The organism is Dictyobacter formicarum, assembly GCF_016587435.1.
In genome coordinates this window covers 199,637-222,685 of record NZ_BNJJ01000008.1, presented here as the reverse complement: position 1 = coordinate 222,685, position 23,049 = coordinate 199,637, and the positions used below count along the sequence as shown (strand labels likewise).

The following is a 23,049-nucleotide window of genomic DNA, read 5'->3' as shown; positions in this document are numbered from 1 at the left end:
TATATTCCTTCCCAGAAATTACCACAGCAACAAATATCCGTACCCCAATTCAACTATACTCCCGCTCAACGGGAAACAATTAGACAGTACGATCGGTTCTTTTTCCTTTCCAGTAGGTTCTCTCTAGTGATCTTTGGTGCCATTCTGTACTTGTTATGCGGTTCTCTTGGCCTGGATTTTCTCTTCAAAGTTCAAGGATTCTTTGCCAGGATCGGCATGTTCTTTGCCTTTAGCGCCTTTAACTTTGGTATTTTGTTTCTTATCTACTCTATTAAATACTACCTTACTATCGCTGTTTTACTTTCCTTCTCCAGAGCCGCTGAAGTTAAAAAACAAAATGCTCCGTTTAATTCCTTGAGTCTTTCATCTGATTTATCAGCAATTACTTTGGAAAGGCATCCGTTTGTCTCGATTCATGTGGCAGCCTATAATGAGAAACGCGTCATTGACCGCTTTTTGCTGGCGGCAACCTCAATTGAGTATGACAACTTCGAAATAATCATCGCTGATGATTCCACCGATGAAACGGTACAACTTTTAGAGCAATGGGGAAATCACCCCAGAGTCAAAATTTCCCACCGCAATAATAGAGAAGGTTTTAAAGGCGGAGCACTTGGGCAAGCGCTAAATATCATGGATCCAAGAACCGAATATGTCATTGTGTATGATGCCGATTTTATTCCCTATCCTGACTGTATCATTCAATTTCTTAAATATTTTAAAGCGAGTTGCGGGAGTCTGACACCTTCTGCCAGTAATAACCCAATTGCTGCTGTGCAAGGATACCAGTGGCATGTGCTGAATAAATCTGAGAACTGGATCACCAGGGGGATCAGAGCCGAATATGCAGGATCTTATGTCATTGAGCGCTCAGGAGAAGAACTGTACCAAGGGCTGAAACAAATCTCAGGCTCAGTATATATGATCCGCGCTGCTATTTTAAAACAGTTTGGTTGGGGAACCTCACTCACAGAGGATTTTGAATTGACCCTCAAGCTCTACGAGCAGGGTTATAAGGTTCTCTATACTCCATATATTCAAGCACCAGCAGAAGCAGCAGCGACCATCAAGCGACTAATCCGGCAACGTATGCGCTGGGCAGAGGGACATTCTTTCAATGTCAAAAAGATGTTCTCCAAACTTTTATCATCTCCAAATTTAACGCTATCTGAGAAACTCGAATTCATCTACCTAGCTCCTTACTATCTGCAGGCGTTTTTCTTTCTTGTCGGGATGTTCTGCTGGTTTATGTCTGAAGTAATTTTCAAAGTAAGTCTGCCTTTCTGGACTGAAATGTGGGGTTGGTCTTTGGTCTTTACCAATTTGTTTGCTTTGCCTCTCATGAATATGGTGGGACTGTTTATGGAAGAATGTGAAGAAAAAGATTATCTGGGACTGATTTCTTTTATCTTTCTCTCATATATTGTCGCTCCTTTCCAGGCTTTTGCTGCGGTCAAAGGCTTTTTAGAGAAGGAAGAAGGCCCCTGGTTTAGAACTCCCAAGACCGGACGCATTACTGACAGTTTTACGCAAGCCAAATTCTATAAATTTATTAAAGAAATGTTTCGGTTTCCCAGTATCGGTATTTCTCAGAATCAGCGTAATCAATTAGCGTTTATGCATGCAGCAAATGTTATGTTCCAAACAGATCCGTATTTAAAAGCTCCTTACACAGAATTCCGGCGGAAAAAATGGAGAGGAATAAGTTTATTAGTAACCTTTCTGGTTATGAGTATTATATTAAATTACTTTGTGCTATTTGTGCCTGTCCCAAATGCGCATGCGGTAGTCAATCCTAAGATTGAACAGCAGCTTAATATCATAGATCAAAATTATGCTGCGCAGAATACGACAGTCTCGCCTACTGATAATTCTTTGGGTATGATATATTTTGATTCTTCCCATTATTCAGGATATATGACACCGACTTTTTACTTTGAAGCGGTTATTATGGCTGCTTCTAATAGTAATGCTGTTACAGCGGCGCTTTACTCTGAGGATGGAACCGCCATTACTTCAGCCAGTGTTAATACGACGGTTAATACATCGTATACGCTGGTTCGGTCTTCAGCTTTGACTTTAGGAGCTTTACCTAATTTAGCCAGTACTACTAATTACACAGTTAGATTAAGCTGCGCCAGTACGGCTGCTAACTGCGGATCTATTAACGCTGCCAGATTACTTATCGTCCAGACAGATTACGCCATTTTAAATACAGAAACCCAGATTGAAATTGGAAATAATGAAAATACCACGCAAACCAGTAACACTGTGCTTACAAGTCCCAAATTATATAAATATACAGATTCGAAATTTAATCCCAGTCCCACTGCTTACTTTGAAGCGACCCTTAAAGCCAGCAGTCCAGGAAATGTTACTGCCGAACTTTATAATGTCTCCAATAGCGCTCCTCTTAGCGCTAGCTCGATTAGTACCAATAGTACTTCCTGGACAAGAATCAGATCAGCTGCTATTTCATCTGATACAAACTGGGATAAATCAAACGCTGACCAATATGAAGTAAGAATACGTTCATCGAATACCAGTGCTACAGGGTATATCGCCAATGCCAAAATAGTACTTTATACTAATTCTTCTTCCGGAGCTACAAGTATACAGCTGGCACCGATTATCGTTAATACCAATTTATCGTTAGCCAATACTACTTACGCGTCCCAAAATTATCCTGTACTTTATGATCCCAACAATTGGAAAGGCGCTACTTTTGCTTATTCTTATGCCTCAAATGAAAAATCTGATGCCGGAACAGCTTATACCCAACTATATAATGTGAATGATACTTCAGGTATCTCATCATCCGAACTTTCAACCAACAATACCAGTACTACTTTGCTGCAAAGCGGCAATCTGACTATGCCGGCTTCAGCTAAAACTCTGGATACTCAAATTAAAAGTAATACATATTTAGCCACGGTTACGCACGATTATACCTTGCCCAATCCTGGCTTTGGAGTAACAGGAACCAATAGAACCTGGAACCATACCACTGGTTCACAAAATAACAGATTATTACTGGTAGGGGTCTTTAGTACCAATGTTAGTATTGGTACTCTTGGACAGGTTTCCAGCATTTTATATAACGGGACAGCTTTATCACGAATAGGCAGCATTTATTATGCCGCAACCAATCTTGCTGCTGGTACGTCAGAATTTGAAATGTGGTATCTGACAAATCCTGTTTCTGGAAATAATACAATCAATGTTACTATGACACAACAAACACAACTTTGGTGGGGATCATCAACCTATTACAATGTAGATCAGTCAACACCGATTGGGACATCCACAGGCACCAGCAATATTACAACTGCTAATCCTTCTCTTTCCATTTCCAGTAATACAACTCAGTTGGTTATTGATGGAATCGCCATAATCTACGCCATGTCAGCTACACCTGGCGCAGGACAAACTTTACGAATGAATGGCAATACCTGGTTTTATTCCTCGGAGAAAGCAGGCAGCTCTAGTTCAACTACTATGAACTGGACTGTCAATTGTAGCGCGTTACAGAACTGTGCTAATATGGGTTTTCCACTTAATCCTTCTAATAATACTGGAAATACATCTATTTATGGTTCATGGCTACTTATCGATATTTCAAGCATGCAAACTCCGGAAAACCTGTTATTTTTTATTCCCTTGATTTTTTTCTTACCCAAGATCATGGAGCTTTGGCAAAAAAGAAAAGTAGCAGAAGCTTTGTCTCCACTTACCTTGCTTGAGATTAAACAATATGCTCCTGCAGATTTTAAACGCAAACCACAAAGAAAAAAACTAAAACAGCATTTCAATAAAAATGATCCATAAAACAATTAAAGTCATTAATTGGTGTTTTTCTGTGCAAAAGTAGCGATGATAATAAAAGTATGCTAAACGAACAAAAAAAGAATACTCAAAACAATTTAAAGCAATGGACGATGAACTATTCCAAAAGTTCAACGAAAACTTTTAGGAATCTGTTTTTCGTTGCTGTGATTATCCTGCTTATACTTCCCTTTTGGATTACGTCACAGGAATTTTTTACCCGTATTGTGATGAGCATGGGTTGGTACCGCAGTATTCAAGCTGTGATTGTGCCCTATGAACTTCATCTTATTAGTCTCCTTTTATCTTTATTTGGCTGCTCTCTCCAAATTGGCTCTACCTTTATTCAATGGCAGACCTCCCAGGGTGGTAATGAAGTAATTTATTTAGCCTGGAATTGTGTGGGCTGGCAGACTTTTATTTTATTATTTATAACCTTATTCTCCGGTCTTTCCGGGAATCATACTTTTCTTTCAAAAATGATAACGCTGGGAATCGGCATCATGGGAACTTATCTTATCAATTGTTTACGTCTAATGCTTATCATCCTGGTATATATCTGGACCGGCAGAACTTTCGGAACCATTTTTCATGATTATTTTTCTAATATCTTCACTTTGATCTGGCTTAGTTTCTATTGGTGGTTCTCCTATAAATTTGTTTTGGAGGAAAAACAAAAAAATAATTAGGCTTTGGGGACTCTGAGATTATTTAGTTTGGCTCTACGGCGAATAACTATGATACCAATATCAGTATCCCGGCGCTTTCGGTGATTGAAAATATCATTTTTTTCCTGCCGGTAGCCCTTCTTATGCCTTATTTTGTCCAATGGTGGAGACGGAAAAGACGGAGGGTGTACGCCACAACGGGTGATGGATGAAAGGCACCATTTAATAGCGCAAGATGTCTTTCGTTGCCGAGGCTGTTTCAAACCATCTCCAGTCCATTTGAATCTCTGCTATTTTGTTGGCGGTTCGGGTGATTCTTGCTTGTCTTCAGGTATGTATTCTAACAGATCACTCACCTGGCAGTTGAGAGCATCGCAGAGTTTCGCAAGCGTTTCAAAACGGATGCTATCCGTCTTCTCGTAGTAGAGAAGCGACAGCGCATTTTTACTAATCCCCGTCTTGCGCGAAAGTTCCGCCATTTTCATTTTGCGCTCACCTAAGAGCCTGCTTAAATAAATGCGTATCATAAGACAAGAGCATAGCGACCCCTCGCCCTTTTGTCAAGTAGAGGTATATTTTATCTATCTTAAGCTATACAGAATACTTGACAAGATATACATCTCGTCCTATACTCTGTGTAAGTATAGGTGTACAAACTATATCTCTACATAGCTTTCTTATAAGTTTTCCGTTCTGGTTTTCATGTACTTTTCAACGAGGAGGAGAATATGAACCGTCTTGATGATGTGCGACTAATAGAAAATGCGGAGCCACGCTGCCCTTGTGTGCTGCTGGTGGATACCTCTTGGTCTATGAATGGAGCACCGATTGCTGCCTTAAACGAAGGCTTACACACCTTTCAAGCGGATATTCGTACCGATAACCTGGTAGCAAGCCGAGTAGAAATAGCCCTGGTAACCTTTGGTAACGGAGGAGTAAAGGTCACCTCGTTTCACCATGGCGAGGCAGAACTGGTACCAGCCTCTGGTATGCCCAATGAGTTTTTTGTCGAAGCCAGCGAATTTCAGCCGCCGTACCTTACAGCCGATGGCGATACACCCATGGGAAAAGGCATCCATCAGGCGCTTGATCTTTTGCGAGAGCGGAAGAACCAATACGTGCAGTGTGGACGCTTATACTATCGGCCCTGGGTCTTTTTGATCACTGATGGTGAGCCCACAGATGCCTGGGAGAGTGCGGCCAAACGCATCCATGCCGAGGACAATGACGCGGCCAAGGGGATAGCGTTTTTTGCAGTCGGAGTGCCGCCAGTTGCAAATATGGAGATTCTCTCTCATATCGCAGTGCGCAAGCCGGTCATGTTAAAAGGCTTGGGATCGTTTAGTCCCATGTTCCAATGGCTCTCCGACAGCCAGGCAAGGGTGTCCTGTGGGCAAGTTGCGGATCAAATAGCGTTAGCTGACATCGGTGGGTGGGGACAGTTGTAGCTTCTCCCCCAGCCACAACTGGGGGCAGACTGTCTCATGAGGAGAAGCTGATGGTCAATTCAAACCTCACCGCTTCATCAGGTTGGCGGATCCTAGGCGCCTCAGTCAGCGGAACGCGCCACCAACGTCAAGGCCGGTACTGTGAGGATCAGCATGCTTTTAAGCTGCAGCCAGATGGCACACTGCTTTTGGCCACTGCTGATGGGGCAGGCTCGGCAACGTGTGCGGCAGAAGGGGCGACATGCGCAGTCCAAGCCGCTGTGCAGGCTGCAAGCGTCGCCTTAAACCAACAAGGGATACCCACAAATGAGCAACAGTGGCACACCCTGCTGCAAAACGTGCTTAAGGCGGTTCGGGTAGCAGTAGAAGTGCAGGCAAGAGTGATGGCAGGCTGTACGATCTCTGCCGCCGCACAGAGCAGCTTACAAGAAACAGAGGAGGCTCTGGCAGAAGACACAGCCAATGCGAGCTCAGCATGGCTTTATCAGTTTGCAACGACCCTGCAGCTTGCCATTATTACTGCCCAGTGGCTCGCGGTAACACAGGTTGGAGATGGAGCAATCGTGGTTCAATACCCTGATTACTCCTTGCAGGCGGTAACCTGGCCGGATCATGGCGAATACATCAACCAAACGAGTTTTATCACCGAGCCAACGTATCTGAAACGAGCACAGTACAAAATTATCCCCAACACAGGAGTACGTGGAATCGCACTCTTTACCGATGGCTTAGAGCTTTTAGTACTTGATCTAGTCCACAAGGTTCCATATGCACCGTTCTTTACACCACTATTCACGTTTGCGTCGCAGCGCGATGTCGATGAAAAGGAATTAAAAGCGGATCTCACTGCTTTTTTAGCGTCAGAGCAGATCTGTGCCCGGACGGATGATGATAAGACGCTTTTGCTGGGGGTTTGGCTATGACATATACACCTCTGCTCAGGCGGGAACGAAACAGCCAGCGCATTACACTCAAACAGAAGGTAGCTTCAGGCGGACAGGGTACCATCTATCGGTGTTCTGATGCAGCGGATCTTGTCGTGAAGCTCTATAAAGAGCCTCCAGCTGACAAGGGAGCAAAACTGCTGGCCATGCTCACCCACCCTCCGGCTGACTCAATGCAACAGCATGGTCATATCTCTCTGGCGTGGCCTATCGATCGGGTGCTTGATGCACGAAACACTTGTGTCGGTTTCCTAATGCCTTCCATCGATCCGATTTCTTGTATCCCACTTTTCCAGCTGTATAACCCGCGAAGGCGGCGGCAGATCGCGCCTGGCTTCACGTGGCGCTATCTGCTACGAACCGCCAGAAATCTGGCCGGCATCCTGCAAACGCTGCATACAAAGGGATATGTGGTCGGTGACTTAAATGAAAGTAACATTTTTGTGAGTACCCGCGCTCTTGTGACGCTGGTGGACTGCGATTCTATGCAGGTACCGAAGATAGGTAGCGGCGCCTTCCGCTGTCCGGTTGGCAAGCCGGAATACACACCGCCAGAGCTACAAGAGTGTGACTTTGGCAGCATCGATAGAACGGCAAGCCATGATACATTTGGCCTGGCAATCTTAATCTTCCAGCTTCTGATGGAGGGAAACCACCCCTTCGCAGGCATCCGGAAAGCAAAAGGTGCCTCGTTAACAGAAGCAGCGCAGAATATCCGAACTGGGCATTGCCCCTATACTGCTACTGGGGCACAGCTCATCTCTCCGCCGCTTGGTGCTCTCCCTTTCACAACTCTTCCACCGGAGCTGCAAGTATTGCTAAAGCATTGCTTTGAGGAGGGGTTACGCAATCCGAGCCTTCGCCCGAGTGCTGGGACATGGTATCAGGCCCTAAGTGAAGCGGAGCAGCAGCTGACACAGTGTAGGATAAATCAGCAGCACTGGTATAGTAATCACTTACCAACTTGTCCGTGGTGTGCCCGCATGCGCCTTGGAATTCCTGATCCCTTTCCAACCGTAATCCAGCAGAGAAATCCACCATCAACACGAAGAGGAATAAGAACTGTTCACCCAGCGACCCAACAGAAGTTGGCAGGCCAGCGTGGGCAGCCCGTCACACCAAACCAGTCCTACCGCTCCCAGCTGCCAGCCTCTCAAGCCTGCGGAGCAGCACACAAGCCCCAGGTTAAACAAGGTACCTTATCAGGTACTCTCTTAAGAAGTCTTGGCAGCTTACTACTCATTGCAGTTTTATCGCTTACTATTCTTAGATTCAATACTGGTCAGGTACCTTATAGCATGGGTAATCAACGTATAGGTAGCTCCCCACCACTGACAACAAAAGGTTTTTCTAAGCGTGCTGCTCCACCAACACCTGCTAGAGGGTATCCTTCTTTTGCTCAGGCTAAGGATGCTATCGCCTACTATTACACCCATGGAAGTGATTTTAGTGGAAAAAATGTTATTCAGCATTTTGATCGTGTTACGTATGGGTCGTTTATTGGTCCGACTGATCAGCCACGCTTTATTGCCTGTGCGCAGTATCAATATGCGTATGTTATGTCTCCTGAGGTGACGCAGAACACCGCCCGCCATACCTTTACCTTCCAATATACCAATAGTGCTTGGAGCGTCATTGACATGGGAAACTGGAATTCTTGCTAAACATATAAAGTTTTTTCACCTTTATTTTTCCTATTTTCTCATTAATTTTACTAATGCTTTTTTATCTGGTAGAGAGGATGGTTAGTGTTTTGTACCGTAATTACTTTGCCTCATTTTTGACTATCTCAAGGTTATTTATAGCTTGTCTGTTTTCCTGATGCTGTGCCACAGTGTCTCCACAATGGCTGCGCATTGTTTGAGGCCGTTGACAAGGAGTATTTCGCCTTCTTCCCACGTATCTGGCGTTCCTAGATCAAATATACCCTCTTCCATTAATCTTCCGTTGCTATCACCCCATGCAATCTGCAGAATATCACCCCTTGCTACAGCATTTTTACCGTGACGGACACTCTCCGGTACACATTCATAGACAAAATTAAATTGAAATATGTCGCGAGCATCCGCTTCATGCTTGCGAATACAATGTAAATTAATGGTCCGAGGAGCCATGCCGGCAAACAGGTGATTTCTGTCAACGGCCTCTACTGACGGCCTCTTCCAATAAAGTATATCGAAAGCGATATCGAGAACATACCTCATCCCCTGTTCGCAATGAGTCTGTATCGTTAACCACCCTGGATAGTCGCAGAGACGGTAGAGCTTCTCGTCGATCAGGGACGAGATGATGGTACAAAGCGCACCTTTTATGTCAGCACACTGCAAAAGAATCTTCTCGGCTTGCGCCAGAGCCGGATTGATGGATTGCAGTTGTTTGAGGGTTTCTACTGCTTCAAGTACAGTCATTGGCTTGACTGTTCCAACGGCAGTGGTGGGGGGCTTTTTTCTCTGTTGTTTCAACATGCAACTATGGTTTATTGTAGCTAATTTATCTTTTCCAGTCAAATAAGCTGAAAAGCAATTATCGATAAATAAAACCTATTAATTTAATATTATAAATTTTTTATATATTATGCTACGAAAGCAACACTTAAATTGCTATAATGCATCTATGTCCGACTCTGCAAATTTCAAAACGATTAGCATTACTAATCTTCTTTCAGACCCCAACATTCAAAAACTTTTAGACATCGTTCATGAACACCCTGATTGGCCAAACAATGATATTTATGAATATTTTCTTGCCCATGGAGACTTAAAATTATCGTATAAAGACACTTTTATAATCTTGCAGAGATTACATTTAGACACGATTTGGCGCCGTCGATTACAGCAGAGTGCAGTACAAAGATGGGAACAATCCGCACAAGAAAAACAGCGTCGGAACTTATCTTCATTCTATCCGGATTTAATGTTATATATGAAATATCGTTCCGAATTTCGAAATCTTCCAAAAACAACAATTAATGAAAAAACCTCAATCACGCTCTCTCCTACCGTTCCACCTGTTACCACTACAGACACTATACCTCCTGCTCCTGCCTTCAATTATACTCCTGAGCAGCAAGCTATATTAAAAAAATACGACAAATTCTTCTTCCTCTCCCGCCAATTTTCTCTGGTGATTTTCGGAACCATCCTCTATCTACTGTGCGGCTCTCTGGCTCTGGATTTCCTGTTTCATGTCCAGGGATTTTTGGCGAAGGTGGGCATGTTCTTTGCCTTTAGCGCCTTTAACTTTGGTATTTTGTTTCTCCTCTACTCGATTAAATACTACCTTACTATCGCAGTCTTACTCTCCTTCTCCAGAAATGATGAGAAAAGAGATCAGAATGCTCCGTTTACCTCTTTGAGCCTGTCTTCGGATCTCTCGTCAATTACGTTGGAGCGCCATCCTTTTGTTTCAATCCATGTGGCAACTTACAATGAGAAACGTGTTATTGACCGCTTTTTACTGGCAGCAACTTCAATTAATTATGAAAATTATGAAGTGATCGTGGCCGATGATTCCAATGATGAAACAGTGCAGCTTATTGAGCAATGGAGGAATCACCCTAAAGTTAAGATCTCCCACCGCGATAGTAGAGAAGGATATAAAGGAGCTGCTTTGGCAAAAGCTCTTACTATCATGGATCCAAGAACTGAGTATGTTCTGGTTTATGATGCCGACTTTATTCCCTACCCTGACTGTATCACTCAATTTCTTAAATATTTTAAAGCCAGTTGCGGGAGCCTTGCTCCCTCTGCCAGTAAAAGCAATATCGCAGCTGTGCAAGGATATCAGTGGCATGTGCTGAATAAATCAGAGAACTGGATCACCAGAGGGGTAAGAACCGAGTATGCGGGGTCTTATGTCATTGAAAGATCGGGAGAAGAACTGTATCAGGGATTAAAACAAATTTCAGGATCAGTATATATGATCAGAGCTGATGTCCTAAAAGAAATGGGCTGGCAGACCTCGATTACCGAGGACTTTGAAATAACTTTAAGACTTTATGAAAGAGGATACAAAGTAATCTATACTCCCTATATTCAAGCGCCTGCTGAAGCAGCATCAACCATTAAACGTTTGATCAGACAAAGAATGCGCTGGGCAGAAGGACACTCATACAATGTTAAAAAAATGTTTACAAGGTTAATGTTTGGCAGATGGGAAACTACTCCGAATACCGCAAACAATGAACAAACAACCAAAATATTTATAAAAAGTCCTTTGACGCTTTCTGAGAAGCTGGAATTCCTCTACCTGGCTCCGTATTATCTGCAAGCGTTTTTCTTTATTTTGGGAACTCTTTGCTGGTTCACTGCGGAAGTAATTTTCAGAGTCACTCTACCCTTCTGGACTGAAGTCTGGGGCTGGTCTTTGGTTTTGACCAATCTTTTTGCCTTGCCTCTGATGAATATGGTCGGGCTCTTTATGGAAGAATGTGAAGAAAAAGATTATGTCGGACTTTTATCTTTTATCTTCCTTTCATATATCATAGCTCCTTTCCAGGCTTTTGCCGCAGTGAAAGGATTTTTGGAAAATGAAGAAGGCCCGTGGTTTAGAACTCCTAAGACAGGGCGTATTACTGATAGTTTTGCACCAGGCAAAATATCACGCTTTGTAAGAGGGTTGTTTGGTATTCCGGATACTAAACTTATGCAAATACAATCAACAAAATTACCGTTATGGAGACCGCCAGCCCCGGTTTTTGCCACAGAGTTTTCTACGAATCCATATCAAACAAGAACACGAAAAAACCGTATGAGATGGACTGGCAAAGTTGTTCTTGCTACTTTTCTGGCTGTGATCGTAACTCTCTATAATATTCCGGGTACTGCTACCATTAAACATGCACAGGCAGCAATACCTGACGCAGGTAATGGTACGGATGGCGCGATTACGATAAATGCTGATACCAACTGTGAGACTACACCGATTGAAGCCAATCGATCAACCTATGGTGATTGCGTTTCTGTCTATGTGGATAATACCTCAAATGCTGGACAGGCCAAGCTATATCATAGTTCTAATAGCGGATTTGCCGTAGGTGATGAAGTCATGATTGTTCGAATACTCTCTGCCAATACCACGATTCGTGGTCAATATGAATTTAATCATATATCAGCTATTGCCTCACAATATTTTACTTTAACTTCGAATCTGACCAATTCTTATACGTATACTGCAGGTACTGAAGAATCAATGATTGTGCGGGTTCCAAACTATACGAATGTGACTATTAATAGCGGCAGATTGTATGTTTCCAATTATGATTCCTCAACGCATGTTGGTGGTATCTTAGTTTTTCGAGCCACAGGTACCGTCCAGGTTAATAGCGGTGGCAGCATAAATATTTCCGGTACAGGATTTACTGGCGGTGCTACTGTTACCGGCGGCGCTGGCGGGAGCGGTAATGGTGGAGCAGCCGTAGCTGGTAATTCAGGAAATGGATTAGGTTATGGTGGCGGAGGCGGTGCTGGTGGAGGTCCGGGTGTTGCCGGCGCGTCATCAGGCATGGGTGGCGGTGGTGCCGGAGGCTCTTGCGGCGGTGGCGGCGGTGGCGGCTATGGCACTGTCGGGACTGCAGGTAATGCCGGCGCTTCAGCAACAGGAGGTAACGGAGATAATGCGAATGCGACCAGTGGTATAGGAGGAACCGGTAGCGCAGGATCAGCCGGAACTGCCGGGAGTACGTATGGCGTTGCCAATCTGACAACTATGTATTTGGGCTCTTCAGGTGGAGGAGGCGCGGGCGGTGCTGCCGGTGGCGCGGGAAACGGCGGTGGTTGTGGTGGTAGCGGTTGTGGAAACGGTGCCAACGGTGGAAATGGTGCAGCAGGCGGTAATGGAGGTGGAATAATATATATTGCTTCGCAAACTATTATCATGAACGGCGGAACTATCGCAAATAACGGTACCACTGGTACCAATGGGAATTCGGGATATACAGCACTAAATGTTACGTACTTTGGTGGCGGAGGCGGCGCAGCCGGTTCCGCGGGCGGAGGAGGGTCTGGTGGATCTATTTACCTTCGTGGCAGTACCCTCAATTTAGGTACAAATGTCATTACTGCATCAGGCGGAAGTGGTGGAAGTTCTACCGGAGTCACCGGAGGAGCAGGAGGAAATGCAACGAGTTATGGGCATACAGGTGGGCCTGGGGGCAGCTCTACAGGAGGAGGAGGAGGAGGTTATTTTGGAAATGGTTCCACCGGCGGAAGCGGTGCTTTAGGCACCGGTGGCACAGGCGGATCGGGCAGAATTCATATTGATTATGAAACATTAAATGGAACCTGTACGAATGGAACTTGTACGACTCCGAGCGCTGATATGACCGATATTTCAGTTCCTGAAGCTTTACTATTATTTCTCCCAGTTGCCCTAGTGTTACCAAAAATCGTTGAATTACTTCGAGCTAAAGGGCGGCTGCAGCCAGAAAACGCGTTGTGCTCGCGGTATTGTGTGCAACTTAAGCAGAAACGACGCAGGAAAAAACCTTTACTATGAATAAAAAACAAATACGATATCTTTTTACCGGTCTGGCTCTTTTTTTAGCTTTTTTTCCGTTCCTTACAACGTTTAATGAGATCGGCACTCGTATTGCTGAAAATTCACCCTTGTATCATTTTTTGCAGGAATGGGTGGTGCCATTTGAAGTTAAAATGGTGGCAAATATCTTACGTCTTTTTGCCATCAAGCTCTCTGTCTATGGAAACAGTACCATTGCAATCAATCATAATCTCGCAAAAATTTCCTGGAATTGTATTGGTTGGCAGAGTATGCTGTTGGTTGTAATTAGTTTGATTATGGGACTGCAAGGAAACTTTACGATCGCATCTAAAATAGAAACAATCCTACTTGCTCTGATTGGTACTTATTTCATAAATATCTTCCGTATGGTCTTTATCTTGTGGTTACTCGCGACTGCAAATCCGCTTTATGCTCTGATTTATCATAATCTTTTGGCGATTATTGTGACACTTCTTTGGCTCTTTCTTTTCTGGTGGTTCTCTTATGGTTTCGTATTAGAAGTGAAACAAAGTAACAAACCGCATCAGTAGTCCACTCCGCTTTGTGCACAACAGATACCTGAACTGGTACTTTCATTTTTACCTATTGCACTGTTAGCTCCTTGTCTAATACAAAATCAACTCAAAAAGAAAAGAACTACAATTTTAATAAAAATTCCTATTTTCTTACTCAATCCTTAACTAAATCTAACACAGGTCTGCTACGCTTCTGTGTTGCTTGGCAAGAAAACAGAAGCTTCTTTCCCTCATGCGAAGAAGTGGAAATGCTTTCCAGCTGGCTCAAATTTTTTCAAGACGCGCGTTTTGATACCTTATTCCCTCTTTTATAAAACGCTTGATATTTTTCCAGTTGACAAATCGCCAAATATTTGCTTTTCTTAATATGCCCTTAAGAAGCGCTAGGAAAATAACCCGATAGGGTTTTTGCTAGGTTTAACTTAACGTATGATTTACTCAATTGCATCACAAAAAGGAGGAGTAGGTAAAACCTCATCAAGCATTTCTCTTTCAGCAGGCTTAGCACGAAAAGGCAAACGAGTGCTTCTGGTTGATATTGATTCCCAGGCCAATAGCAGCAAAGTCATCTTGCCTGACTATCCCCGTATACAAAAACAGCAAACCATTTATGCAACCATTCTCGAACGCAGTCCCCTGCCTGTGCATCACACTCAAATTCCTAACCTTGATATTGTCCCTTCTCATATTCTGCTTTCCAATACAGATGTGGAGCTGACAACAGCCATTGACCATCGGGAAGAACGGCTCAAAAAAGAACTGGATGTGATAAAAAACCAGTATGACTATATTTTTATTGATTGCCCCCCTACCCTCTCCTGGCTGACGATTAATTCATTTACTGCCTCTGATAAAGTACTGGTCGTTGTGTCGCCTGGTTACTTTGAGCTGGATTCAATTGTGCAAATCAGTAAAACCATTCGAGAGGTCAAAGAATTTTTTAATCCCCATTTGGAGCTGGCCGGATTTCTTTTTACCATGAGCGATCCAACGGTCAACAGTAAAACATCGCTACAAATCCTTAGGCAAACCTATACTGGCATGGTGCTAAATACTATAATCCCCCGCAATACCGATCTTCGCGATGCTCACTTTCAGCAGCAGGATATCTTTTCTTTTAATGCCAAATCAGCGGCAGCACAGGCGTACAATAAATTAATTGAAGAACTTTTTCGTATATGAGTAAAAAATTAGATGTATCACGAATTACCAATGAGCTTGAAGAATCATCCTTCTTTCATCCCAGACGGCAGGAAGTGGCGCAACCGGTGGTTCACATGCCATCGCTCAATGAGGAAAAACAAGAGGTCTCCCCTGCTCTCAAGAAAGAGACGGAATTGCCAATTACAGATCATGCGCTTCCTCAATCTCTTAAGGAGGGAACTTCTGGTACCGTGATACCACGATACCACGATACCAAGGTATCGCGACACCATGATACCATGACACCACGATACCATGATACCGTGATACCAGAAGGAGAAAATGAGATGCTGGAGTCTGTGCGAAAATCTGTCAAACAGATCGGCAAAGAACCGGCAACGCAACGGCTCACGCTGGAGGAAAAACAGGCATTAAAAACAATAGAGTTTACCTATGGACAGCAAGGGATTATCACCAATGGCAACGAGATCATTCGTATTGCCACCAACTATATTATCAGAGATTATCAAAAAAACGGAGAAGCAAGTATCCTTGCCAAAGTTCTAAAGCTATTAAACGCCTAACGCTATTCCACCCCAAAGTGTACTTTTTTATCCTGTTTTTGTTCTTTGGTATCACGATACCATGATACCGTGATACCACGATACCAAGGTATCATGCAACCATGGTATTATGATACCTTGACACCACGGTATCATGGTGCAAAATAGTCCTTGACGGCAATCCAATCGTATGATCATAATTGACCTACTTCCTGCATATTAAGCAATAGAAAAGACCCAAGATACGCAGATGAAGATTTTTTATGTTCATGCCAACCAGATCAAACAATACAGTACCCAATCATATGTATTCTTTCCCAATCGCCACGAGATACAGCAACCGCCGTTTCTTTGATTAAATCAGAGTTTCGTGGGTAATAAACGGACTGGCTGGCCCGGAAACTTCACCGGATACTTGCAGTTGACTATATGGCACTCTCCAATGGGAGAGAAAGCATGAGAGACTCACCCGACTAGAACTTGTCAACAAATTTTTTTTCGGATGCTTGCATCGGGAAGAAAAGCAAGAACACGGATAAGCACACGGGAGAATACAGCGAAGTAGGGAGGCCTCCAAGGGGGACTAAGGGGGTTAGTGTATTTCGTGGAAAAAATAACCTCATTTTGTAAATATTGATCAGCTAACCTCATCTTTACAAGAGAAAATCACTATAGAATTAATTATAGAACCGCTGCTTCTATAGACATATAAGGGTAGGCAAGGGGGAAAAGGTCGCTTTCAAAAACAAAGCGAATGAGGCCAAAGGCGGTCAGGGAAGGTGCCATGGGGGGTGTCGGCGGCCGTCCCTATCGGGACTAAAAATGGATCAAAAGGCAAAATTAGCGAGGCATTTTTGCCGCCGACACCCCCCATGGCAGTGGTGATTTATTTTCATTGGTCTAACCCCCAAGTTCCCCCTGAGGTTTTGCTTCGTCGTTCATCAGCATGCCCTGACCGCTTGATAAGGCCTTTTAGGAAGGCAGCAAACAAAAATTCCCCCTTGACCCCCTTTTTGTTTGTTGTAAGGTTTGAAGGGATAGTTTAGAAATAAAACATACTGGTTTGACAATGAAGAGTTTATCAGGGAGAGCAGCAAGCACATGGGTGAGCCAGAAGAGTAATTAGTGTTTTTCAGGATTTGGTGTATCGGTCTTCTCTTCCAGATTAGTAATGCGCCGCTCATGGCTGTGGATTTTCTTAATCACTTTTGCCTCCAAGGTATAAATATCTGCTTTTAACTCTACCTTTGCTGCATCAACGGCTTCCTCAACATCGTGTTTGGTTGCCAATGCTTTCATAGCCGTATACATATGTGCCTGTGTCTGTTCGATTGTATCTAATCTCTTGTTCACTGGTTCGAGTTTCTGGTCAATGAGCTTTCCTATGTGTGTTCGCTCTGCTTCCAGTTTCTGGTCAATGAGCTTTCCAATTTGTTGTATTAATCCATTTGTATCTGACATAAAAAGCATGCTTAGTATAGAACATTGGTTCTTTATTTGCAACTTTAGTTTCCTTAATATTATTTATATTACATTCATGCCGTTTTAATTTTAACAATATGCACAATACATAGCCTTTACTCTAAGTGATATAGAATAATCTTTTGACCTATTAGCATATACTTTAATCTGCTTTTTATGAAATTGATCAAATCACATCTGCAAAATCAAATTCCCCTTGATCCCTTTTTTGTTTGTTGTAAGGGTTTCTATTTGAGAAGACCTTTGCATATATCAATATCCACCCGCTTTTCTTTTGCGGGTTTAATGGCTCTTCCTGTTCTTCCTCTTGGTGCCGATCTGGGCAGGTATCATATGGCGTCTCGCATATTTTTCAAGGCCTAAGCTTATCGCTTTCGGCCTCCTTCACTTCGTTACGGCCTTTAAGGTGAAAAATAAGCACGCCATATGCAGCGGAAACCGTGAAGGTTTCACTTTTTAACGATCAGTTAAAGTCGGTAACACTTCAGAAAGGAGATGTGCTTATGAAAAGCCTCAAAAAAGTCATACGAGATTTACTACAAGAAGCGCTTAGGCAAATCTTTTCTTCCACTTCAACTCCGGCTTTCGTCATCTCGCGTTTTGCCCGTCAGAGGATGAGAGACTATGGCATCACACAGGCCGACATACAAGATGTGCTAAAAAACGGGGAAGATTTTCAGCCAGGGTTATCAAGAACGCAATTATAACCATTGGTATGTGATCGGCCTGAAATATTTTACTGATCAACAAACCGGAAAGTATGTTATTACCAGTGTCTGGAAACGATTCCCCCGTAAGTAAGTGATCAGTTAAAGTCTTAAGGACTTGCGCTAAAGCAGTGAACCAATCAAGGACAGGGCACCAAGGTTCCCTCTTTTGCAAGGCTAAAATGCACTTCAAGCTTTCGCTTTCCGGCCTTGCAAAATTCACCTTCCACTTTAGCCTTTCAGGCTTCAAGAAGGCTGCAAAAAAAATGTTGCAGCCTTCTTTTTACAATTCTTGAGATACATAAGAAGACAAAGCACAAAAAATAAGGAGAGGAGGTGAAGTAAAAATGGATCAAGAAAGCACAAAGAGTTACAAAAACTCTAATTTACAAGCAAAACCATTGCAAGATATCAAAACAGATATCATAATTCCAGCCATTCAAGCCATCATTGATAGGCTAGAGACTGTCAGTAAGAATGATGCGATAGGGGAGGCCGACAAGAAAAAGGCTAAATACAAAACCCGCTATTGGATTGCCATTCTGACACTGGTCTATGAAGGCTATCTGTTGTAGGCTCTCTGCCCACTGCATAGTAGGGAAGACCTATTATGCAGCAGCAGGGAAACTACCCCTGAGAAAGACGAGGTGAAAAGGTAATGAAACGCTACTACATTAAAGTACCACGCGAGCACAATTTCTATTTCAGTGTGGATGCCAAGGATCTTTCGGAAGCACGGATTGAGGCCATCAAAGCTATGGTTTATCAAGTCATGCATGAGATGGTGCCTTTGGACATTGTGTCAGTTGGAGAAGTTAAACCCTGCGCCATGTGTGCAACACCGCACTTTCCGGCTGATTTGCAAGACCTGGATGGAAAAAAGGTCTGCCCCAAATGTGCTGCCATTGAGCGCTTAGGTGTGCCTGACTATCCAGTCTAGGTGTCTTACCGACTCCTTGCAAGAGTTTATCACTTGCAGGGAGAGGGGAGGCAAGGAATGACAGACAGCCTGCCGGTTGTCAACCGCTGCCTTTAAGAAAGCGAGGTGAGAAAGTCTACAGATATGACAGATCATAATGTGATCTTTGAGTACACATTGCAGGAAGCGATAGAGGATGGGGTGTTGGTTGAAATCTTCAGCGAACACCGGCGAAAACTCATTGGCGGCAAACCGATTGTGGCAACCGCACACTTGTACAGCGAGGTATCACGGGCAGCACTCATGGAGATATGGAATGAGTACGTGCATTGGAAAAACCACGTGATGCCAACCCTTAAAGAAGAAGATCAACTCTTCTCAACCACTATGAACGGCAAGAAGGTATGGGTGATTGAGGATGGGCAAGCCTACACCCTGATGTACAAAGAGGACTACTAGTTGCTTAAGCGCTCTACTTAAGTAGGTTTTCCAACTACTCAAGTAGCAGCAGAGGAGCTACCCCTGAAGAGGATGTCGAAAAAGTGCACAATTATATTCCTATTGACACAGCAGAAAAACAAGGGTTAAATGTATTTGAAACACTGTATGGTTTGTTGACAGGTCAGCTTTTAGCAAATGTGTTGACTGTTAAATCTATATAGCATTTTTAACACGACGGAAATAGGTAACCATCTAATCTCAAACAAAAGGACTTTATGGAAATCAACGAAATTACATACACTAAAGCAGATGAAAGTGAAATAGAGGGTGTATATAAATTGGTAAAGTCTGTCTTTGACCAATATGTAGCTCCCGCATATACAGATCAGGGCATACAAGAGTTCTACAAATACATCCAATTACCTGCAATTAAGGAAAGATTACATAGAAAGTACTTTATTCTGCTCGCTAAAGTAGAAAATGGGATAGTAGGAGTAATTGAAATAAGAAATTATGAGCATGTTTCAATGCTTTTTGTGTCCTCACACTATCAGAGAAAAGGTATAGCAAACAACTTACTCAAAAGAGCGATAGAGATATGTAAACAATACGTACCCAACCTTGAAACAATTAGTGTTCACTCTTCACCTAACTCAGTCCATATCTATAAAAAATTAGGTTTTGAAAAAACAGCAGAAGAAAAAGAAACCAATGGCATCAAATTTACGCCTATGACTCTCCATCTACCACAATAAGCTGTTCGCAATATCAATATTGACTACCTACGAAAGCTATCACCGGACATGATCAGCAACGTTCAAGTGTTAGAGAAGCAATAGAACATGGGTTTGCTTGGTTGGAGTAAAGCAGGATCAGACTTTCCAAGGGTGGAAGAAGCAAACGAGCCGGATACCAAAAAGATAAGCTGTCAAGAAAAGGCCCCAGGAGTTAGCCGATGCCTACGAAGGGTTAAAACATTTGCTTCGGCCATTTTACGCTGAAGCCAAAGAGGACAGCGAGTTTTATACGGCGCTTCGCCGGTTATATTTTGCCAATGTGGCAGCGTATTTGTGCCAGTATCACGATGAAACACCGCTTACTGATGAGGAACTAAAGAGTATTGACTCATTTGTTGCGCTTAAGGGGCAGGCAAAGCCCTTTACCACCAGCCTGGTTAATCTGCAGGCGTTTCTGACTGCCTGGGAGTCACTCAAGTACAATCTGGTGACCAATGCAGGGGAACGGTACGAAGCGGTGAGCGCCTATGTGTATATTGAGACATTGGCGGAAAGGTTCACCAGAGCGGTGATCGAAGGGCTACTTGAGCAACAACAGTAGGAGTAGCTGTTCATTGTTCACCTGTTCTTCCCTACAGAAGAGAGGGATGGGAAAATGGTTATCACCGTGAAGTTGTCTGTTCATGGGCGCGCTCTTCATATGTTAGTCTGACCTTTCTGTTTCTCCTGTCGCGCGCCCATAGTAGAAGTCAATCATTCTTAAGTAGACTGATCACGTGAGAAAGTCATTTCTATTGTCCGGCAAACTGAAGATCTATCAACCAGAGCAACCGTTGACGTCGCATGCGTCAATTAGCCTGCAAATCAGAGAGTGATCATTAATTGCCTATTGACAATAATTCTATAAATACTATAATTTGTACATACTAAGTATGTACAAATGAAGCAAAAAACAAAGGAAATTACATTTGATTGGGACGAGGGGAATAGGGCAAAAAGTTGGATTAAGCATAATGTAGCTCCTCACGAGACAGAGGAAGCTTTCTTTGATAAGAGCGCAATTATTGATGATGACAAACTACATTCAGAGAAAGAACTAAGGCATGTACTGATTGGTAAAACGAAAACAGGGAGATTGTTATATATAGCCTTTACCATACGGGGGAAACATATACGGCCTATTTCTTCACGGCCAACAAATAAGAAGGAGGTGGCAATATATGAAAAAAGAGTTAGTAATTCCTAAGTTTAAAAATGAAGAAGAAGAATTTGAGTTCTGGTCAAATCTGGATCTTTCAGAATATCTTGAACCGGCAGATTTTAAGCGGTTCGTGTTATCGGATGTGATCAAAAAATCGAATCGGAAAACAAAAAAGACAACCATCCGGCTGCCTGAGGAGTGGATTGAGAGAGCCAAAGAAAAAGCAGCACAACTGGATATGCCATATCAAAGCTTGATGAAAACCTACATCCAAAAAGGATTATTTGGAGCAAAAGTGAGATAAAAAACATTATCATGGCGGGAATACTCTTATTATTTGTTCCTGACTGTTTTCTGATGCAGATAAATTGGAAAGGAGGCTGATCTATCAATATGAAGAAACAAAAAAGCAAACTGCCTGATTTTACCAAAATGAGCAAAGATGAAGAAGCGACCTTCTGGGAAACGCATAGCCTTTTGGATTTTAAGCATGAATTAAGCGATGTTGCTATTCGAATTGAGCTTGATGCGCCAAAAGAAGAAACACTGGTGGTGCGAATTGGAAAAGGTGTAAAGCAGAAATTAACCGATGTTGCCAAACGCAAAGGGTTAAGTCCCTCAACCTTAACGCGCATGTGGATCATGGAAAAACTGCAGGGGGTATAGGTATGCTTTTATTGCATATCCGTTGGTAAAAAGGCTTGGCCAATGCTACTTATGAACTCTCATACAACCGTATTTTCTCAGGCAGGACGTCTGGGCGATCTGCTCTTCGTTCTTTGATTTTTTCCAAACTATCTACTCTAATTTGATGCACAATTTTTTCAGCTCCATTCTTCTTTTTGACCACATGAGTTAAATCATCACCGGTTACATGTACCGGAATTCTGGTTTCCGAAATGCCAACTGACAAACACTCAGCTGCCTTTTCGCCTTCGGCGATCAGCTCATAATAGGCCACCTGTTTTCGATCCTTAGGATCAGGATGATGAGCAATTGTGAGGCTAAAAACCCTTTTATCTTTATCAAAGTGTGCCTGGCGTACAGGATAGCCCTCAAGCGTAATTGGGGAAGCCTCAGGTTGCCTGGTAGCTTCCATAGGTGGGAGTTGCTCTGTTACGCTTGGGTGTTGGGTCGCGGGAAAGATCACCTGTCTGCCATCCGCAAAGGCAAGAAGAAGATCCTCGTCAGTTGAAACAGCAACAGAAAAAATCAGATGTTTGTCCTTTGTTACCCGCAGAGAAAGCTCACCGCTCTTAGCTTTTTCTACCTCTACCTGATGCTTCTCATCTTCAAGACTTCCAGGCAAGGAAAACGTACGCTGACGCTCTTTATTGCCCGGTTGTCGTTCTTGTTCTCGGTTTCGCATGAGAAGTAGAGCATACCGCACTCTTTAAGGATATGCCAGTAAGCTAGCTTACAAAATCCCTAAAAAAGCCTTACAAACATTTGGGTTTTTTTGAGAAAAAACTATCCGGCAACCTTTACCTCGCCGTCTCTTCACTATGTGTATTAGAACTTCTATAGTGAAGATTCGTTCAAGCCAGCCACGAAGCGAGGGCGCTATGATGTCAAAAAGCATTTTAATCATCGAATACTCCCAGGATGTACGGACGTTTTTACAACACGATTTACAGCATAACGAAGGCTATGAGGTTTTAGCTGTTGGGGATATTAAAAGCGGGTATGAAAAACTGATGCTTAAAAGGCAAAGCTATGATGTCATTCTTTTGGGGTTATTAAGAACGCAAGGCTTAGAGCTTATTCGCATCCTCAAAGAACACGATGAGCATTTACTTAAAAGCATTATTGCCATGAGCGCCAGCGACATGGCGCTTTTAGAAGCCAGGCGATTAGGGGTCAGGCACCTGATACGAAAACCATTTGATCTGCAAGCATTTTACAATCTGATCTCATCTTCACATACTTTTTGATCA

At 43.1% G+C, this 23,049-nt stretch carries 23 protein-coding genes; 19 read left to right on the top strand and 4 right to left on the bottom strand.

Going from position 1 to position 23,049, the window contains the following annotated elements; genetic code table 11:
• Nucleotides 1-126: 126 nt before the first annotated feature.
• Entirely contained in the window at nt 127-3,828 is a 3,702-nt protein-coding gene (locus tag JMI88_RS15780; RefSeq protein ID WP_201362886.1) for a glycosyltransferase family 2 protein, read from the top strand.
• A 59-nt stretch (nt 3,829-3,887) separates the two neighbouring features.
• Nucleotides 3,888-4,514 carry an exosortase/archaeosortase family protein gene (locus JMI88_RS15775; protein WP_201362885.1) on the top strand — a complete coding sequence of 209 codons (627 nt, stop codon included), beginning with the start codon at nt 3,888-3,890 and terminating at the stop codon, nt 4,512-4,514.
• Between the two features lie 269 nt (nt 4,515-4,783).
• Here JMI88_RS15775 and JMI88_RS15770 read toward each other — a convergent pair whose 3' ends face one another.
• Nucleotides 4,784-5,020 carry a helix-turn-helix domain-containing protein gene (locus JMI88_RS15770; RefSeq protein ID WP_268905998.1) on the bottom strand — a complete coding sequence of 79 codons (237 nt, stop codon included), beginning with the start codon at nt 5,018-5,020 and terminating at the stop codon, nt 4,784-4,786.
• A gap of 201 nt (nt 5,021-5,221) precedes the next feature.
• Between JMI88_RS15770 and JMI88_RS15765 the strand changes: the two genes are divergently transcribed.
• From JMI88_RS15765 to JMI88_RS15755, 3 genes are read left to right on the top strand one after another with little or no spacing between them, the layout of a single operon-like run.
• Complete coding sequence (locus JMI88_RS15765) at nt 5,222-5,941, top strand: vWA domain-containing protein (protein ID WP_201362883.1); 720 nt, start codon at nt 5,222-5,224, stop codon at nt 5,939-5,941.
• 50 nt (nt 5,942-5,991) lie between these two features.
• Nucleotides 5,992-6,864 carry a PP2C family serine/threonine-protein phosphatase gene (locus JMI88_RS15760; protein ID WP_201362882.1) on the top strand — a complete coding sequence of 291 codons (873 nt, stop codon included), beginning with the start codon at nt 5,992-5,994 and terminating at the stop codon, nt 6,862-6,864.
• Entirely contained in the window at nt 6,861-8,549 is a 1,689-nt protein-coding gene (locus tag JMI88_RS15755) for a helix-hairpin-helix domain-containing protein (RefSeq protein ID WP_201362881.1), read from the top strand. The genes JMI88_RS15760 and JMI88_RS15755 overlap by 4 nt, the downstream gene beginning before the upstream one ends.
• A 135-nt stretch (nt 8,550-8,684) precedes the next feature.
• Here JMI88_RS15755 and JMI88_RS15750 read toward each other — a convergent pair whose 3' ends face one another.
• Complete coding sequence (locus JMI88_RS15750) at nt 8,685-9,293, bottom strand: hypothetical protein (RefSeq protein ID WP_201362880.1); 609 nt, start codon at nt 9,291-9,293, stop codon at nt 8,685-8,687.
• Nucleotides 9,294-9,498: 205 nt separating this feature from the next.
• On the opposite strand from JMI88_RS15750, the gene JMI88_RS40130 reads away from it, so the two are divergent.
• The 4 genes from JMI88_RS40130 (at nt 9,499) to JMI88_RS15730 (ending at nt 15,646) form a co-directional block, all read left to right on the top strand.
• The gene (locus JMI88_RS40130; RefSeq protein WP_201362879.1) at nt 9,499-13,380 is read left to right on the top strand and encodes a glycosyltransferase family 2 protein; all 3,882 of its coding nucleotides are present in this window, start codon (nt 9,499-9,501) and stop codon (nt 13,378-13,380) included.
• Nucleotides 13,377-13,934 (top strand): hypothetical protein, encoded by a 558-nt coding sequence (locus JMI88_RS15740; RefSeq protein ID WP_201362878.1) that lies wholly within the window; start codon nt 13,377-13,379, stop codon nt 13,932-13,934. Before JMI88_RS40130 ends, JMI88_RS15740 begins: the two co-directional genes overlap by 4 nt.
• 414 nt (nt 13,935-14,348) lie before the next feature.
• Nucleotides 14,349-15,101 carry a ParA family protein gene (locus JMI88_RS15735; protein WP_201362877.1) on the top strand — a complete coding sequence of 251 codons (753 nt, stop codon included), beginning with the start codon at nt 14,349-14,351 and terminating at the stop codon, nt 15,099-15,101.
• On the top strand, nt 15,098-15,646 hold the full coding sequence (locus JMI88_RS15730; RefSeq protein ID WP_201362876.1) for a hypothetical protein: 549 nt from the start codon (nt 15,098-15,100) through the stop codon (nt 15,644-15,646). The genes JMI88_RS15735 and JMI88_RS15730 overlap by 4 nt, the downstream gene beginning before the upstream one ends.
• 1,101 nt (nt 15,647-16,747) lie before the next feature.
• Here JMI88_RS15730 and JMI88_RS15725 read toward each other — a convergent pair.
• A complete protein-coding gene (locus tag JMI88_RS15725; protein ID WP_201362875.1) occupies nt 16,748-17,086 on the bottom strand; it encodes a hypothetical protein in 339 nt (112 codons plus the stop codon).
• Nucleotides 17,087-17,610: 524 nt separating this feature from the next.
• Between JMI88_RS15725 and JMI88_RS15720 the strand changes: the two genes are divergently transcribed.
• From JMI88_RS15720 to JMI88_RS15680, 9 genes are all read left to right on the top strand, one after another.
• Entirely contained in the window at nt 17,611-17,814 is a 204-nt protein-coding gene (locus JMI88_RS15720; RefSeq protein ID WP_201362874.1) for a DUF4258 domain-containing protein, read from the top strand.
• A gap of 347 nt (nt 17,815-18,161) precedes the next feature.
• Nucleotides 18,162-18,389, top strand: a complete 228-nt coding sequence (locus JMI88_RS15715; protein ID WP_201362873.1) for a hypothetical protein — start codon at nt 18,162-18,164, stop codon at nt 18,387-18,389.
• A gap of 83 nt (nt 18,390-18,472) precedes the next feature.
• On the top strand, nt 18,473-18,754 hold the full coding sequence (locus JMI88_RS15710) for a hypothetical protein (protein ID WP_201362872.1): 282 nt from the start codon (nt 18,473-18,475) through the stop codon (nt 18,752-18,754).
• 123 nt (nt 18,755-18,877) lie between these two features.
• The gene (locus tag JMI88_RS15705; protein WP_201362871.1) at nt 18,878-19,192 is read left to right on the top strand and encodes a hypothetical protein; all 315 of its coding nucleotides are present in this window, start codon (nt 18,878-18,880) and stop codon (nt 19,190-19,192) included.
• Nucleotides 19,193-19,449: 257 nt separating this feature from the next.
• Entirely contained in the window at nt 19,450-19,929 is a 480-nt protein-coding gene (locus tag JMI88_RS15700) for a GNAT family N-acetyltransferase (protein ID WP_201362870.1), read from the top strand.
• A 223-nt stretch (nt 19,930-20,152) separates the two neighbouring features.
• A complete protein-coding gene (locus JMI88_RS15695; RefSeq protein WP_201362869.1) occupies nt 20,153-20,512 on the top strand; it encodes a hypothetical protein in 360 nt (119 codons plus the stop codon).
• A gap of 339 nt (nt 20,513-20,851) precedes the next feature.
• Nucleotides 20,852-21,157, top strand: coding sequence for a BrnT family toxin (locus JMI88_RS40695; RefSeq protein WP_201362868.1), 306 nt, complete (start codon nt 20,852-20,854; stop codon nt 21,155-21,157).
• Nucleotides 21,132-21,416 carry a CopG family antitoxin gene (locus JMI88_RS15685; RefSeq protein WP_201362867.1) on the top strand — a complete coding sequence of 95 codons (285 nt, stop codon included), beginning with the start codon at nt 21,132-21,134 and terminating at the stop codon, nt 21,414-21,416. The genes JMI88_RS40695 and JMI88_RS15685 overlap by 26 nt, the downstream gene beginning before the upstream one ends.
• Before the next feature lie 89 nt (nt 21,417-21,505).
• Nucleotides 21,506-21,778: a CopG family antitoxin gene (locus JMI88_RS15680; RefSeq protein ID WP_201362866.1), complete on the top strand. Its 273-nt coding sequence runs from the start codon at nt 21,506-21,508 to the stop codon at nt 21,776-21,778.
• Between the two features lie 49 nt (nt 21,779-21,827).
• Here the strand turns inward: JMI88_RS15680 and JMI88_RS15675 are convergent, their stop codons facing one another.
• The gene (locus JMI88_RS15675) at nt 21,828-22,481 is read right to left on the bottom strand and encodes a hypothetical protein (protein WP_201362865.1); all 654 of its coding nucleotides are present in this window, start codon (nt 22,479-22,481) and stop codon (nt 21,828-21,830) included.
• A gap of 196 nt (nt 22,482-22,677) precedes the next feature.
• On the opposite strand from JMI88_RS15675, the gene JMI88_RS15670 reads away from it, so the two are divergent.
• Nucleotides 22,678-23,046: a response regulator gene (locus tag JMI88_RS15670; protein ID WP_201362864.1), complete on the top strand. Its 369-nt coding sequence runs from the start codon at nt 22,678-22,680 to the stop codon at nt 23,044-23,046.
• The last annotated feature ends 3 nt before the right edge of the window (nt 23,047-23,049 follow it).

Excerpts from the sequence above, each read along its gene's own strand:
- JMI88_RS15775 (WP_201362885.1), top strand. The coding sequence starts at position 3,888 with ATGCTAAACGAACAAAAAAAGAATACTCAAAACAATTTAAAGCAATGG.
- JMI88_RS15770 (WP_268905998.1), bottom strand. The coding sequence starts at position 5,020 with ATGATACGCATTTATTTAAGCAGGCTCTTAGGTGAGCGCAAAATGAAA.
- JMI88_RS15765 (WP_201362883.1), top strand. The coding sequence starts at position 5,222 with ATGAACCGTCTTGATGATGTGCGACTAATAGAAAATGCGGAGCCACGC.
- JMI88_RS15760 (WP_201362882.1), top strand. The coding sequence starts at position 5,992 with ATGGTCAATTCAAACCTCACCGCTTCATCAGGTTGGCGGATCCTAGGC.
- JMI88_RS15755 (WP_201362881.1), top strand. The coding sequence starts at position 6,861 with ATGACATATACACCTCTGCTCAGGCGGGAACGAAACAGCCAGCGCATT.
- JMI88_RS15750 (WP_201362880.1), bottom strand. The coding sequence starts at position 9,293 with ATGACTGTACTTGAAGCAGTAGAAACCCTCAAACAACTGCAATCCATC.
- JMI88_RS40130 (WP_201362879.1), top strand. The coding sequence starts at position 9,499 with ATGTCCGACTCTGCAAATTTCAAAACGATTAGCATTACTAATCTTCTT.
- JMI88_RS15740 (WP_201362878.1), top strand. The coding sequence starts at position 13,377 with ATGAATAAAAAACAAATACGATATCTTTTTACCGGTCTGGCTCTTTTT.
- JMI88_RS15735 (WP_201362877.1), top strand. The coding sequence starts at position 14,349 with ATGATTTACTCAATTGCATCACAAAAAGGAGGAGTAGGTAAAACCTCA.
- JMI88_RS15730 (WP_201362876.1), top strand. The coding sequence starts at position 15,098 with ATGAGTAAAAAATTAGATGTATCACGAATTACCAATGAGCTTGAAGAA.
- JMI88_RS15725 (WP_201362875.1), bottom strand. The coding sequence starts at position 17,086 with ATGTCAGATACAAATGGATTAATACAACAAATTGGAAAGCTCATTGAC.
- JMI88_RS15720 (WP_201362874.1), top strand. The coding sequence starts at position 17,611 with ATGAAAAGCCTCAAAAAAGTCATACGAGATTTACTACAAGAAGCGCTT.
- JMI88_RS15715 (WP_201362873.1), top strand. The coding sequence starts at position 18,162 with ATGGATCAAGAAAGCACAAAGAGTTACAAAAACTCTAATTTACAAGCA.
- JMI88_RS15710 (WP_201362872.1), top strand. The coding sequence starts at position 18,473 with ATGAAACGCTACTACATTAAAGTACCACGCGAGCACAATTTCTATTTC.
- JMI88_RS15705 (WP_201362871.1), top strand. The coding sequence starts at position 18,878 with ATGACAGATCATAATGTGATCTTTGAGTACACATTGCAGGAAGCGATA.
- JMI88_RS15700 (WP_201362870.1), top strand. The coding sequence starts at position 19,450 with ATGGAAATCAACGAAATTACATACACTAAAGCAGATGAAAGTGAAATA.
- JMI88_RS40695 (WP_201362868.1), top strand. The coding sequence starts at position 20,852 with ATGAAGCAAAAAACAAAGGAAATTACATTTGATTGGGACGAGGGGAAT.
- JMI88_RS15685 (WP_201362867.1), top strand. The coding sequence starts at position 21,132 with ATGAAAAAAGAGTTAGTAATTCCTAAGTTTAAAAATGAAGAAGAAGAA.
- JMI88_RS15680 (WP_201362866.1), top strand. The coding sequence starts at position 21,506 with ATGAAGAAACAAAAAAGCAAACTGCCTGATTTTACCAAAATGAGCAAA.
- JMI88_RS15675 (WP_201362865.1), bottom strand. The coding sequence starts at position 22,481 with ATGCGAAACCGAGAACAAGAACGACAACCGGGCAATAAAGAGCGTCAG.
- JMI88_RS15670 (WP_201362864.1), top strand. The coding sequence starts at position 22,678 with ATGATGTCAAAAAGCATTTTAATCATCGAATACTCCCAGGATGTACGG.